The 13223-nt window shown below is 38.2% G+C and carries 13 protein-coding genes; 12 read left to right on the top strand and 1 reads right to left on the bottom strand.

Going from position 1 to position 13223, the window contains the following annotated elements; genetic code table 11:
- Nucleotides 1-93: 93 nt before the first annotated feature.
- The 11 genes from QZ138_RS05460 (at nucleotide 94) to QZ138_RS05415 (ending at nucleotide 11321) form a co-directional block, all read left to right on the top strand.
- Nucleotides 94-1704 carry a sodium:solute symporter gene (locus tag QZ138_RS05460; RefSeq protein WP_292887177.1) on the top strand — a complete coding sequence of 537 codons (1611 nt, stop codon included), beginning with the start codon at nucleotides 94-96 and terminating at the stop codon, nucleotides 1702-1704.
- Nucleotides 1704-1817, top strand: coding sequence for a symporter small accessory protein (locus QZ138_RS11380; RefSeq protein ID WP_330024877.1), 114 nt, complete (start codon nucleotides 1704-1706; stop codon nucleotides 1815-1817). The genes QZ138_RS05460 and QZ138_RS11380 overlap by 1 nt, the downstream gene beginning before the upstream one ends.
- Nucleotides 1818-1867: 50 nt before the next feature.
- On the top strand, nucleotides 1868-3037 hold the full coding sequence (locus QZ138_RS05455; protein ID WP_292887175.1) for an MFS transporter: 1170 nt from the start codon (nucleotides 1868-1870) through the stop codon (nucleotides 3035-3037).
- 1107 nt (nucleotides 3038-4144) lie between these two features.
- A complete protein-coding gene (locus tag QZ138_RS05450) occupies nucleotides 4145-5668 on the top strand; it encodes an MFS transporter (RefSeq protein ID WP_292887173.1) in 1524 nt (507 codons plus the stop codon).
- Between the two features lie 100 nt (nucleotides 5669-5768).
- On the top strand, nucleotides 5769-6488 hold the full coding sequence (locus QZ138_RS05445) for a carboxymuconolactone decarboxylase family protein (protein ID WP_292887171.1): 720 nt from the start codon (nucleotides 5769-5771) through the stop codon (nucleotides 6486-6488).
- Nucleotides 6489-6537: 49 nt separating this feature from the next.
- Nucleotides 6538-7923, top strand: a complete 1386-nt coding sequence (locus QZ138_RS05440; RefSeq protein WP_292887160.1) for a glutamate synthase-related protein — start codon at nucleotides 6538-6540, stop codon at nucleotides 7921-7923.
- A gap of 297 nt (nucleotides 7924-8220) precedes the next feature.
- Nucleotides 8221-9048 carry a molybdate ABC transporter substrate-binding protein gene (gene modA, locus QZ138_RS05435; RefSeq protein WP_292600481.1) on the top strand — a complete coding sequence of 276 codons (828 nt, stop codon included), beginning with the start codon at nucleotides 8221-8223 and terminating at the stop codon, nucleotides 9046-9048.
- A gap of 88 nt (nucleotides 9049-9136) precedes the next feature.
- On the top strand, nucleotides 9137-9811 hold the full coding sequence (gene modB, locus QZ138_RS05430; RefSeq protein WP_292600479.1) for a molybdate ABC transporter permease subunit: 675 nt from the start codon (nucleotides 9137-9139) through the stop codon (nucleotides 9809-9811).
- Nucleotides 9812-9839: 28 nt separating this feature from the next.
- The gene (locus QZ138_RS05425) at nucleotides 9840-10874 is read left to right on the top strand and encodes a sulfate/molybdate ABC transporter ATP-binding protein (protein ID WP_292887156.1); all 1035 of its coding nucleotides are present in this window, start codon (nucleotides 9840-9842) and stop codon (nucleotides 10872-10874) included.
- A 140-nt stretch (nucleotides 10875-11014) separates the two neighbouring features.
- A complete protein-coding gene (locus QZ138_RS05420; protein ID WP_292887153.1) occupies nucleotides 11015-11155 on the top strand; it encodes a hypothetical protein in 141 nt (46 codons plus the stop codon).
- Between the two features lie 25 nt (nucleotides 11156-11180).
- The gene (locus QZ138_RS05415; RefSeq protein ID WP_292887150.1) at nucleotides 11181-11321 is read left to right on the top strand and encodes a hypothetical protein; all 141 of its coding nucleotides are present in this window, start codon (nucleotides 11181-11183) and stop codon (nucleotides 11319-11321) included.
- Nucleotides 11322-11376: 55 nt separating this feature from the next.
- Here the strand turns inward: QZ138_RS05415 and QZ138_RS05410 are convergent, their stop codons facing one another.
- Nucleotides 11377-11913: a DNA-3-methyladenine glycosylase I gene (locus tag QZ138_RS05410; protein WP_292887147.1), complete on the bottom strand. Its 537-nt coding sequence runs from the start codon at nucleotides 11911-11913 to the stop codon at nucleotides 11377-11379.
- Between the two features lie 111 nt (nucleotides 11914-12024).
- Here QZ138_RS05410 and QZ138_RS05405 point away from each other — a divergent pair, with 111 nt between their 5' ends.
- Nucleotides 12025-13164, top strand: a complete 1140-nt coding sequence (locus tag QZ138_RS05405; RefSeq protein WP_292887145.1) for an aldo/keto reductase — start codon at nucleotides 12025-12027, stop codon at nucleotides 13162-13164.
- Nucleotides 13165-13223: the final 59 nt, after the last annotated feature.

Raw genomic sequence — 13223 nt, 5'->3', positions numbered from 1 at the left:
ACATCAATGTATTTTAGTAAGCTTTATAAACATTAAACATAATAAATTAAAGTGGGTATTAAGTTATTTAATATTTTTTAGAGGTAATTAATTATGGACGTAATGATTTTAACAATAGTGTTTATAATCTACATATTCGCGCTGGTTTTTGTAGGTTATTACGCATACAAAAAGACTAATTCCTCTGAAGACTTCATGATCGCTGGTAAAGATACACATCCATTCATCATGGCAATGAGTTATGGAGCTACTTTTATTTCGACAGCAGCTATTGTTGGTTTTGGAGGGGTTGCTAGTGAATATGGTATGAGTGTTTTATGGTTGGCATTCTTAAACATTATCATTGGTGTATTTATCGCATTTGTATTTTTAGGAAAAAGAACACGTAGAATGGGGCATGCTTTGGATTCCCTGACATTCCCTGAGTTTTTGGGAAAACGTTTCGACTCAAAATTCATCCATTACTTCTCAGGATTGATAATCTTCTGTGCAATGCCTTTATATGCGGCAGTTGTATTGATCGGTGCTGCAAGATTTCTGGAATCTTCCTTGATGATTAATTTCAGTATCGCATTGATGATTCTATCAATCATTATCACATTCTATGTGCTGTTCGGTGGAATCCGTGGTGTAATGTATACTGACGCACTTCAGGGAACCATCATGGTAGTTGCAATGGTATTCCTTTTAGTATTTGTCTACTGGCTGCTTGGAGGAGTCAGCACAGCAAACACCGCATTGACAAACATGGTTAATCTGTATCCTGCCGATGCGCTTGCAACGGGAGGTACGGGCTGGACGGCCTTCCCAGAGTTTGGAACACCATTCTGGTGGTCACTTGTATCATCTACATTAATCGGTGTAGGTATCGGTGTTTTAGCACAGCCTTCACTTATCGTAAGGTTCATGACAGTTAAATCCGACAAGGAACTGAACAGATCAGTTTTGATTGGAGGAATATTCATTGCAATCATGCCGACAACCGCATATATCGTAGGATCCCTTTCAAACGTATACTTCTTTGACAAGCTGGGCAAAATCGCTGTTGATGTGGTTGGAGGAAACATCGATAAGGTCATTCCGACTTTCATCACAATGGCGCTTCCGGAATGGTTCGTGTACATTTTCCTTCTGTCCCTGATTGCGGCTGCGATGTCAACAATATCCTCACAACTGCACACTCAGGGAACCGCATTCGGTGTGGATATCTACGGAACAATAAGGAAAAAGACCAAACAGAAACTCGACCAGGTAAGCATCTCAAGGGTAGGTATCCTTATAGCCATTATTCTTGCATTGGTAATGGCATACGCACTTCCTGGAAGTGTGGTTGCACTCGGTACAAGTCTCTTCTTTGAAATCTGTGCAGCAGCATTCCTGCCTGTATTTTTAGGAGCGCTTTACTGGAGAGGAATCACAAGGCCTGGAGCGATTGCGGGAATAGTTTCCGGAACATTCGTCAGTCTGTTCTGGTTGACATTCGTATTCAAGAAAACCGCAGTGGGTCTTGGAATATGTAAATTCTTATTAGGTGTGGAAACACTGCTTCCGGCAGCACCATGGCCATTCATTGACGTGATGCTGATAGCGGTGCCAGTTTCTGCAATATTTACAATAGTAGTAAGTTTACTTACCAAACCTCCTGCACAGGAGGTCGTTGATAAGGCATTTGAAAACATAGGTTCAAAAGGGAGTGATGCATAATGGGAATTTTAGGAATTGAAGACCCATGGATTTGGGGAGTATACCTTGGAATTATCCTGTCCACACTTCTATGTGTTGGCTATGGTATTGTAAACTGGAACAAGGGGGATTAAGTTCTCCTACCTTATCTTTTTTTATATAATTAATTACAAATTCATTAACGATGAACGCTGATGAATCCGATAGAATTTTTACCAAATCATTTTTCCTGATATTTGGAGCGCTACTTTTTACTGCTCTTGTGATGTATGCGCTGATGTCGACGGTGACAGAATACGCAACAACAATGGGCTCAACTGCAACAATTGCAGGACTGGTTTCCGGAATATACATTTTTGGAGGACTGTGCTCAAGGATATATTCAGGCGATGCGCTGGAGCGAATAGGCTGGCGAAAGATAGCGCTTGTTTTCATGGGAATCCATTTTCTGGCTTGTTTACTGTATTTTATTGTAGATAACATAACCTTACTCATAATTGTCAGATTCCTACACGGTATAGGTTTCGGGGCGTCAGCCAATGCGATAGTGACAATAGCAACGGCAATATTGCCTAAAGGGAGATTTTCCGAAGCCTTTGGATATTTTATGCTTGGAACAACAATAGCTGTGGGTCTTGGACCATTCATCGGAGGATTCCTGTATGATTCATTCGGATCTGTGGGATGCTTTGCGGCAGCTTCTGCCTTCTCGTTTCTGGCTTTGATATTCATAATTCTCATTGATGTCGATAAATACGACACAAAGGATAACACTTCCGGTGATAAGTCATATTCCGGAATTGAAAAGGTAATAGAGTTCAGTGCCGTGCCGGTTTCACTTTTCACTGCTCTCACAAGTCTCGGTTATGTGTCAATACTTTCATTTTACAGGCTGTATGCAGTTGAGGTTAACTTGACTGGGGTATTTTCATGGTTTTTTATCATATACTCAATCTGTCTTGTTGCCACACGGCCGCTTGCCGGCAGAATCCAGGACAATGGAGGAGACAGGATTGTTTGTGTGGTTGGAATCATTGCCCAGTCAATAGGTCTGATGCTGATTGCACTTTACCCGTCAAACGTCACGGTTATAATCTGTGCAATATGTGCTGCTCTGGGATTCGGAACACTTAATTCGGCCAGTACCGCAATCATAACCAGAAAGGTATCAGAACACCGCCGGTCATATGCAATATCCACATTTTTCATATTCTGTGATGCGACAATGGGCTTTGGACCTGCACTTCTTGGTTCATTCGTATCAGTGGCTACAGGATATGCTCCGGTCTATTTCATATCCTCGATAATTACCCTTTTGGCTTTGCCGATTTGTTTGTACTCCTTGAAATCGTAATTTAATATATAAATGGAACGTATCTTAGGATACAAATCATACGTAATTGATTTGGATTGTTCTAATTTTTTCATGTCAGGTTTAGCAATCCTGTGAGTTATATATTGAAGTAAATTTTACGAAGTTAAAGCAATATTTCACGTTTAAAACAATTTTTAGGCCTTAATTTAATGAATAGAAAACTTAAATAGTATTAAATTAAATATTATAATTAACTAAACTCTTGATCCAAAGGAGGTGATATTTATCTTGAACAGGATAATATTGCCGATGATGGGATTTAAGACACTTGTTTTAATGACCTCTCCTCTTGGCAAACACATCAAATTGAAGGGAGGAATCCTTATGAGTATCCAAAGAAAATTTTGGGTCGCAATGCTCATATACACCATCGTCACGTGGTGTCTGGCATTTGTTATCATATGGATTAGTTATGCTTAATCCGATGTCATAATTGATTTCTCCTTTAAAGTGTAGGAATCTTCAATATTGCAATGATTGTTTATTGATATCCTTAACCGGCTATGTTTGGTTTGTATATTTGTAATTAACACTTCCTACATTTTATAAATTAAAAAACAATAAACTTTATATATAATTTGTTTCATATTATTCATTAGAGTTTAAATCCATATTTGGATATATAAATTCTGAACTTTAGTTTGATGTGTTTCAATGTCTATCTGTTCCAACATGTGAAAACATGCTGTAGACATTGAATTTCAACTTTAACTTGTTTTTTAATGGACCTGCTAATTTTTAATGATTAAATTTCAATCTACTTATCTCTTTTTTTAAACATGTTTTTGAATTTGATTATGAAATAAAAATTTAAAAATGTTTAAAAATATAATTTAGTCGTAGAATGTTTGGTGAAATGGATAGTCATCAAAAATATCAAACTTTTCGGATACTCGATACATAATTAATTTTTAGACTTAAATTCCAAAATCCACCATATTTTGTTTCCTTATTGGAAAGGTCGCATAAATATATAAAACAACAAAAAGAGAATAATAATTAGATATAAAATTATTAATATATCTAACACATAATAACATGACAAAAGTTTGTCTTGTTGATATTTAAATATGGAGGATAATTAAGATGAATGAAACTGTTAAGGAACACTCTTGGATTCCACTAATAGTGGTGGCTCTCGCTTCCTTTATTATAGCTTTGGACGCTACATTCATGAATGTTAGTATTTCCCAGGTTGTTGTGGACCTGCATACTGATGTGAGTACGATTCAATCGATCATGTCATTTTATACTCTCATCACTGCGGCATTCATGCTGCTCAGTGCAAAGCTTCAGGACATAGTCGGTAAAAAGAAACTATTTCTAATCGGTGCTGCACTTTATGGTCTAGGCACATTCACTGCGGCAATAAGTTCAAGTGCTTTAATGTTATTTATCGGATGGTCAGTGATAGAGGGTATTGCTGGGGCATTAATGCTGCCGGCTACCATTTCCATTATAAGTGGAACATATTCTGGTGAAAAACGTACAGTTGCTTTGGCAATTGTTGGTGTAATGGGTGCAGTTGCGGCTGCTATCGGTCCGCTCTTTGGAGGGGTCATGACAACATTTTTAAGTTGGAGATATGGATTTGGATGTGAATTGCTAATCGTTTTCATTATTTTGATAATGCGTAATAGGATACCTGATTTCACACCTACCGAATCAAGAAGCGATTTGGACATTACCGGATCTATAATTTCATTTATAGGTCTTGTTCTGCTGGTTCTAGGTATTTTATCACTGTCTAAAGATTTCAATAATAGTATAATTATAATAGTTGTAGGCCTAATTGCATTAGCGGTCTTTGCATACTTTGAAATCAGAAGAAAAAGGGGAGGCAAAGTGCCATTGCTTGATATGGACTTATTCAAAGATAGAAATTTACGTGTAGGAACTTTAATTTTGTTAATGAGTTATCTTTCAATGGGAGGGGCATTGTTTGCTGTTTCCCTGTATCTGCAAAGCGTATTGCAGTTAAATGCATTCAATACCGGTTTGACCACTCTTCCTATGACTATAGGTTTGCTCATATTTGCAATAATAGCTCCAAGTTTGGCCGGAAAATTGAGTCACAAGGTAATCATAGCAATAGGATGTATAATGGCAATCGTCGGATGTCTGATGTTAAGCAATCAGTTCAGACTGGATACATCAATAATGACTTTAGTCCCTGGTCTCTTTGTATTGGGGGCAGGACTCGGTTTCATTATGGCATTATGTACGGATATTGCATTAGTCAATATTCCTAAGGAAAGTCAAAATAACGCATCCGGTGTTAATTCAACCGGTCAGTCATTAGGGGAATCAATGGGTACAGCAATTATTGGTATTATTCTGATTCTTGGAGTTATGGGTGGTATTAGTAACGCAGTTGATGTCCATGCCCCTGACCATTCCGGAGACGAACAATTTCAGCTGGAAGTCGCTAATTACTTCCAGAAAGTGGGTAATATAGATAATCTTAAAGACAATAGTACTGTTGTTGATATTGTAAACATCATTGTCCAGAGTACTATGGCATTCGTAATGCAGGTAACTGCTATCCTGATGGGAATTGTTTTCCTTCTGACATTGCGGCTGCAGAATAAAAAGATAAATAAACAATGAGAGTTCATCTCTCATTTCCATTTTTTTTCAGTTTAATACGATATTGGATTTAGATTTTTTTTGACAAATTTTTTATAAATCTGTTTTCATAATAATTCCTATGAATAAATTATTTGACAATTTCGCAAGAATCCGGAAAAATGACCCCGAATTTCATGAGATATTTAAAAACTTCGCATTTGATGAAGTCTATGAATACTCAACATTGTCTGAAAAGGAAGCTGTTCTGGTTACATTGGCATCACTGATAGCCTGCCAGTCACCAAAGGCATTCAAAAAGATATTGCTTTCAGCCGTAAATGAATACGTAACTCCCGAAGAGGTAAAAGAATTGCTCTACCAGTCTGTGCCATATGTGGGCTTTGGACGTGCACACAATTTCTTTGGAGTTGTAATCAAAGTATTCGACAAAAAAGGAATTGAAATGCCCTTGGAAAGCAGGTCAAACACCACTCCAGAAAACAGGCATAAATTGGGCCGTGAAATTCAGGACAGGTACTTTGGAGCCGAGATGATTCAGGCTATGAATGACAATGCTCCCGAAGGCCAAAAGCACTTCAACACTTTTCTTGAAGGATATTGCTTCGGTGATTTCTACACCCGTGACGGCCTGAACGACAGCGAAAGGGAACTGATCACTTTTGTGTTCATCACAACATTGGGCGGATGTGAAAACCAGCTTAGAGGACATGTTCAGGGTAATTTAAGTGTGGGAAATGATAAGGAAAAACTGATTTCAGCAATAACTGTCATATTGCCGTATATCGGTTTTCCAAGGTCGCTGAATGCTTTGGGAATCGTTAATGAAATATGCAAATAGAAAAACTTATATGCTTTCACCTAACCATTAAAAGAATTAAGGTGATATTATGATATACAAATGCACTATCTGTGGTCATATCCATGATGAGGAATCAACAGGGATACTTTTGAAAAACCTGGACAAATGTCCAATATGCGGTCAGCCTATCTCCAAATTCGTTGAGGTTGAAAATTCACAGTCAACTCAAAAGGCAGAGGGGTCCGACTCCGATTTGGCATATGACAAAAAATATGCAAAAAGCAACAGGGACATTCGATATATGGATGCAATCCATCAAATGGCAATAACCGGTGAGTCCATAGTGTCTGCGATGTATACTGACATGCCGATGCCAAATTGGGATGAAATATTTATTCTGGGAAATCAGTTGAATCCGCAGCCATTGGAATCTGATGTGGATGTAAACACACAAACCGTCATCGGAAAAAGCGCCAAGAAACCTCTGGTCATTGAAAGTCCGGTCTACATAACCCACATGTCATTCGGTGCACTTTCAAGAGAGACCAAGATAGCTTTGGCCAAAGGCAGTGCTGCAGTTAAAACCGCTCAGTGCAGCGGTGAAGGTGGAATACTGCCGGAAGAGATGGAAAACGCTTATAAATACATCTTTGAATATGTTCCGAACAAGTACTCTGCAACTGGGGATAATCTGAAGAATGCTGATGCTATTGAAATCAAAATCGGCCAGTCAACAAAACCCGGCCTTGGCGGACAACTGCAGGGCGAAAAGGTAACCGAAGAGATAGCACAAATCCGGAAAAAGCCATTGGGCAAAGACATTCACTCTCCTGCCACAATTCCTGAAGTCAACTCAAAGGAGGATTTGAAAAATCTGGTTGATGAGTTGAGAATGAAATCCCATGGCCGTCCGATAGGATTGAAATTTGCAGCAGGGAGAATAGAAGATGATTTGAGTCATGTTTTGTATGCCGAACCTGATTTCATCACAATCGACGGAAGGGGAGGATCAACCGGTGCAAGCCCGAAACTGATCAGGGATTCAACATCAGTTCCGACAATCTATGCTCTTACTAGGGCTCGAAAATACTTGGATGAGCATGATAGCGAAATAGATTTGACAATAACTGGGGGTTTGCGAGTTTCTTCTGATTTTGCAAAGGCCCTTGCAATGGGTGCAGATGCAATAGCTATCGGTACTGCCGCAATGATTGCAGCAGCCTGCCAGCAGTATAAAATCTGTGCCACCGGGGACTGTCCGGTTGGTGTTGCAACGCAGGATGATGAGCTGAGAAAAAGACTGAAAATAGAAACCGCTTCAAAGAGGGTTGAAAACTACTTGAGGGTTTCAACCGAAGAGCTGAAGACCTTTGCAAGAATCACGGGCCATGATGATGTGCATGACTTGAATACGGATGATTTGTGCACATTAAATTCTGAAATATCTGATTATACGGATATAAAACATGTTTAATATTCGGCATATGATTGAATCATCGGATATTGTCAGTCAGGGGTAATCCCTTGATATTTTTTTTCATTTTTTTTCGATATGAATGCATTAACATCGATATGTAAATATTTATATATCACTTGTTATAATAAATATTATTGCCAATCATGATGAATGAAGTGCAATTAATGATTTTTTAATGAATGGGAAGTAATGGATAAATTACATCGAATAGTAATGATGTTCTTTTTGCTTCATCATTCATGGATTATTGCATTTAATTGTCTGGTTTGTATTATTATATATGGGAGAATAATTATGAAATCTAATAAAATCGCAATAATTGCCATTATAGCTATTGCCATTGCAGTTGTTTCTATTGGTTCATGTTCTGCAGGGTTATTTGACTTTTTGGGAGGAAGCAATTCTTCTGACAATAGTTTAAATGGACAAGAAGTAAATTTAGCCGCTGCTGCTAGTTTAAAAAATGTTTTTGATGAAAAGTTAATTCCAATGTTTGAACAAAAATATCCTGGTGTAAAAGTTACACCGACCTACGCTTCAAGTGGGGATTTGCAAACTCAAATTGAAAACGGTTTGAAGGCTGATGTTTTCATGTCCGCTTCCAATAAACAGATGAACGCTTTAGCCGATGAAAATTTAGTTGACAATAAAACCAATCTTCAATTTTTAGAAAACAAAGTTGTTTTAATTGTACCAAAAGACTCAAACGCTAATATCTCTTCATTTGATGATTTGAAAAACGTTAACGGTAACATTGCTATAGGTGATCCTGAATCCGTGCCTGCAGGTCAATACGGTAAAGAAGTATTGAACAATACCGGTATTTGGACTGACGTGGAATCTAAACTGTCATTGGGTAAAGATGTGACTGAAGTATTAAACCAGGTTGCTCAAAAATCTGCTGAATGCGGTATTGTATATGCTACTGACGCCAAATCCAATGATAATGTAAAAGTAGTTTGTGAAGCCCCTGATAACACTTTAAAAACTCCAGTTATTTATCCTGTAGCTGCACTTAAAAATTCAACAGATTCAAATGCTACAAAAGCATTTATGGACTTCTTGCAAACCAAAGAAGCCAAAGACATATTCGTTGAATATGGATTCACCCTTCATGAATAGATTTTCTATTCATGAAAAACTTTTTTTTGAATAAATTTTAATATTATATTGTTCAAATGAATAATATAGAAATTAACGGAGAAACTACATGATGGATTGGTCCCCTATTTTCATCTCAATGAAAACAGCAAGCGTTTCAATTTTGATAACCTTTTTTGTGGGTTTGATTGTTGCTTGGGGCATTGTAAAGATGAAAAACGACACAATAAAGATAGTGCTTGACGGAATTTTCACATTGCCGATTGTGCTGCCCCCTACAGTAGTGGGTTTCTTTTTATTGTATATTTTCGGTGTCAGAGGACCGATCGGAAGCTTTTTCATAGACTTTTTTGCATTTAAAATAGCATTTTCATGGCCTGCAACAGTCATTGCAGCAGTTGTCATGTCTTTTCCATTGATGTATCGTTCCTCCAGGGGAGCATTCGAACAGGTCGACTCCAACCTATTGGATGCGGGCCGCACTTTGGGAATGTCTGAGTGGAAAATCTTCTGGAAAATATTGTTTGCAAATGCACTGCCCGGAATCATCAGCGGAGGAATCCTTGCATATGCGAGGGGATTAGGCGAATTCGGTGCAACAGCAATGCTTGCAGGTAACATTGCAGACCAGACCAGAACTCTCCCAATGGCAGTATACTCAGAGGTTGCTGCAGGAAATATGGGAGATGCATTCAATTATGTAATATTTATTGTCGTTATAGCATTTATAGCCATTTTTATCATGGATTTTGTTTCATTGCGAAAGGAAAAGCAATGGAAATGAATTTAGAAATATCTGAGGAAGGATTATTATGGACAAATCATTAAAGGTAAATATCCAAAAGAAACTCAATGAATTCGACTTGAAAGTTGATTTCGAATTGAAAAGGGGATGTCTGGGCATTCTAGGTCCTTCCGGCTGCGGGAAAAGCATGACGCTGAAATCCGTTGCAGGTATTGTGAATCCGGATAAAGGCATTATAAGCTTAAAGACAAATGAAGAAACCACTTATTTTGATTCAGATAATAAAATAAATTTGAAACCACAAAAAAGGAATGTAGGCTACCTTTTTCAAAACTATGCTCTGTTTCCGAACATGACCGTTGAGGAAAATGTTGCCTGCGGATTGTCCAAGGACAGTGATGAAAAAAGGGTTTCTGAAATGATAAGGCGCTTCCATCTGGAGGGGCTTGAAAAAAGATACCCACGACAGTTGTCCGGAGGCCAGCAGCAAAGGGTGGCCCTGGCACGTATTCTGGCATATGGTCCTGATGTTATATTGCTGGATGAGCCGTTCAGTGCTATGGATGCATTCCTGAAGGAGCAGCTGCGCTTGGAACTTGTAAATTTGCTGGAGGATTTTGACGGATTTTCAATTCTGGTGACCCACGACCGTGATGAGGTGTTCCAGTTCTGTGACGACCTTATAATACTGGACAAGGGCAAGGTCATTGCACAGGGCCCCACCCATGAGGTGTTTGAAAATCCCGGAAAGGTTCAGGTCGCAAGGCTTACCGGATGCAAGAACATCTCCAGAGTCGAGATTATAGATGACTATCATGTCAAATCCATTGATTGGGGCGTTGAATTCGAGGTGTCTGAGAAAATTTCCCCTGAAATCACTCATATTGGAATAAGGGCGCACGATTTTTCAGCTGCAGGCAAAGATGAGGTGAACGTATTTGGCACAAATGATTCAAGCAAGCTGGAAAAGCCTTTTGAATGGGAAATAACCCTGGCAAACGGTTTGTGGTGGAAGGTCGACAAGAAGATTCATGAGCATGATTTCGTCATTCCAGAGTATTTGAAGGTTGATCCTGAAAACATAATCCTGCTTGAGGAATAATTGATTTGACTTTAAAAAATTGCTTTCACTTCGTAATATTGTTCTTATTTTGTAAAATTGCTTTCTAATCAAAGGAAAATAATTTAAATGATTAAAATCAATAGTATTTTGACTAAAAACTATTGAAAGGATGTGTTAAAATGGCTAAACCGATTGGACCAACACCTGACCTGGAAGGTGAAGATGCTCTTAGGGTTTTAAGAAAGATGAATGAGCCTCCTTCTGAAAAAGAAAAAGAATTGGTTGAAAAAATTAAATCTCAACGAAGGGTCTTATTCTAGACCATTTAATGGAGGAGTGTTAAATATGGCTAAACCTATTAATCCATCACCTGTAATTGAAGGTGGTGATGCAATTAAAATTATTAAAGAGATGTCTGAATCACCAAGTGATGAATATAAAGAATTAGCTAAAGAAATCAGGTCTCAAAGATTTGTCCCTTTTTAAATATAATTTCTATAGATTTTTTCTTTAAATCTAATTATTGCAATGGATTCGAAGTTCAATATTTAAAGCAGCCTTCCTGATGATTGTCAATCACGCCAATGGATTCAAGATAGGAATATATTATTGTCGGGCCGACAAACTTCATGCCTCTCTTTTTCAGATCCTTTGAGATGTGTCTGGACAATTCTGATTCTGTCAAAAACTCCGCTTTAATGATTTCACCGTCTGTAAATCCCCAGATGTATTCGTCAAAGCTTCCGAATTCATCTTGTATTTCAATGAACACCTGCGCATTGTTGATGGCTGCATTGATTTTTCCCTTATGGCGGATTATGCCTTCATTCATCCGCAGTTCCTCAACCTTTGCCTCATCATAACCTGCCACTTTTCTAACGTCAAAATCATCAAAGGCCATTTTGAAGTTTTCACGCTTTTTAAGGATTGTAATCCATGACAGTCCTGCCTGAAATGACTCCAAAACAAGCATCTCAAACAGCTCCCGGTCGTCATGGGTTGGAACTCCCCATTCCTCATCATGATATCTCACATAAACCTCGTCGCTTCCTGCCCATGTGCATCGATTTTCGCTCATGAAGATACTTATCATAAATGTTATTTAAATAGTTATTCAACAGGTGATGTTTTTTAACCATTGAAACATTAATTAAGTTAATTGACATAATAATATATAGGGATGATTAATATGACTAAGCTAGGTATGGGAATGATGAGACTTCCACTTTTGGATGAAAATGATCAGACAAGCATTGACATAGAACATGTTAATAAGATGGTAGATGCATACATGGATGCCGGATTCAACTATTTCGACACTGCATTTGTTTATCATGAAGGGGCAGGCGAACCGACATTCAAAAAAACCGTTGTTGACAGATATCCACGGGATTCATTTAAGATTGCTACAAAACTTCCGCTGTTTGTCATCACAGAGGAATCCCAGCTGGAGCCTCTGTTTGCACAGCAGCTTGAAAACTGTGGCGTGGATTATTTTGACTATTACATGCTTCATAACGTGAGCGGATTCACTGAAACCGCCTGGAAGAATGTTGATTTATACTCTTTTATAGAAAATAAAAAGAAGGAAGGCAAAATCAAGCACATAGGTTTGTCCACTCATGGAAATGCCGAATTTTTAGAGGAAATCCTATTCGAGCATCCTGAACTCGAATTTGTCCTGCTTCAGATAAACTATCTTGACTGGGAAGACGAAAACATCGAAGCGAAGAAATGTCTGGAAGTCGCCAAAAAATATGACAAGCAGGTTATGATTATGGAACCGTATAAGGGTGGCTTTTTGGCTGATGTTCCTGAAGAGGCTGAAAAACTGATGAAGCAACACAATCCCGACAGGTCAGTTGTTTCATGGGCAATGAGATTCGTGGCCAATATGGATGCATGCGTTGTCCTGACAGGTGCAAGCAATCTTGAACAGCTTGAAAACAACATCGAGGAATTCAGAAATGCCGATCCTTTGGATGATGAGGAACTGCAAATCCTTGATGAGGTTTCACAAATCATCAACAGCAACATCACTGTTGACTGTACAAAATGCAGATACTGCGTCGAGTCCTGCAGTGAAGAAATAGACATCGCAAGACTCTTTGACTTGTACAACAAGCACAAGATGCTGAAAATAGATGAATGGACACAATTCGGAAATGCCTATCTCAACTATTCCAAGCTTGAAGGCGTAGGAATAGCTTCCGATTGCATCGAATGTGAAGTATGCATGGAGGAATGTCCTCAGTCCATCAATATTCCGGATGTTTTGAAGGATGTTGCAAAAACCTTCGAAACTCAAATCTATGGTTTTGAAAATTAAGTAACTTTTAATAATATTAAACTATATATTTATAAATAGTTAGTTTATATGAGGATTTT

This window comes from Methanobrevibacter sp. UBA212 (assembly GCF_905233225.1).
In the GTDB taxonomy this organism is placed as follows: domain Archaea; phylum Methanobacteriota; class Methanobacteria; order Methanobacteriales; family Methanobacteriaceae; genus Methanocatella.
Note: the sequence above shows the minus strand (reverse complement) of the source record. Positions and strands in the feature narration are given on the sequence as shown.

Excerpts from the sequence above, each read along its gene's own strand:
- QZ138_RS05460 (WP_292887177.1), top strand. The coding sequence starts at position 94 with ATGGACGTAATGATTTTAACAATAGTGTTTATAATCTACATATTCGCG.
- QZ138_RS11380 (WP_330024877.1), top strand. The coding sequence starts at position 1,704 with ATGGGAATTTTAGGAATTGAAGACCCATGGATTTGGGGAGTATACCTT.
- QZ138_RS05455 (WP_292887175.1), top strand. The coding sequence starts at position 1,868 with ATGAACGCTGATGAATCCGATAGAATTTTTACCAAATCATTTTTCCTG.
- QZ138_RS05450 (WP_292887173.1), top strand. The coding sequence starts at position 4,145 with ATGAATGAAACTGTTAAGGAACACTCTTGGATTCCACTAATAGTGGTG.
- QZ138_RS05445 (WP_292887171.1), top strand. The coding sequence starts at position 5,769 with ATGAATAAATTATTTGACAATTTCGCAAGAATCCGGAAAAATGACCCC.
- QZ138_RS05440 (WP_292887160.1), top strand. The coding sequence starts at position 6,538 with ATGATATACAAATGCACTATCTGTGGTCATATCCATGATGAGGAATCA.
- modA (WP_292600481.1), top strand. The coding sequence starts at position 8,221 with ATGAAATCTAATAAAATCGCAATAATTGCCATTATAGCTATTGCCATT.
- modB (WP_292600479.1), top strand. The coding sequence starts at position 9,137 with ATGATGGATTGGTCCCCTATTTTCATCTCAATGAAAACAGCAAGCGTT.
- QZ138_RS05425 (WP_292887156.1), top strand. The coding sequence starts at position 9,840 with ATGGACAAATCATTAAAGGTAAATATCCAAAAGAAACTCAATGAATTC.
- QZ138_RS05420 (WP_292887153.1), top strand. The coding sequence starts at position 11,015 with ATGGCTAAACCGATTGGACCAACACCTGACCTGGAAGGTGAAGATGCT.
- QZ138_RS05415 (WP_292887150.1), top strand. The coding sequence starts at position 11,181 with ATGGCTAAACCTATTAATCCATCACCTGTAATTGAAGGTGGTGATGCA.
- QZ138_RS05410 (WP_292887147.1), bottom strand. The coding sequence starts at position 11,913 with ATGAGCGAAAATCGATGCACATGGGCAGGAAGCGACGAGGTTTATGTG.
- QZ138_RS05405 (WP_292887145.1), top strand. The coding sequence starts at position 12,025 with ATGACTAAGCTAGGTATGGGAATGATGAGACTTCCACTTTTGGATGAA.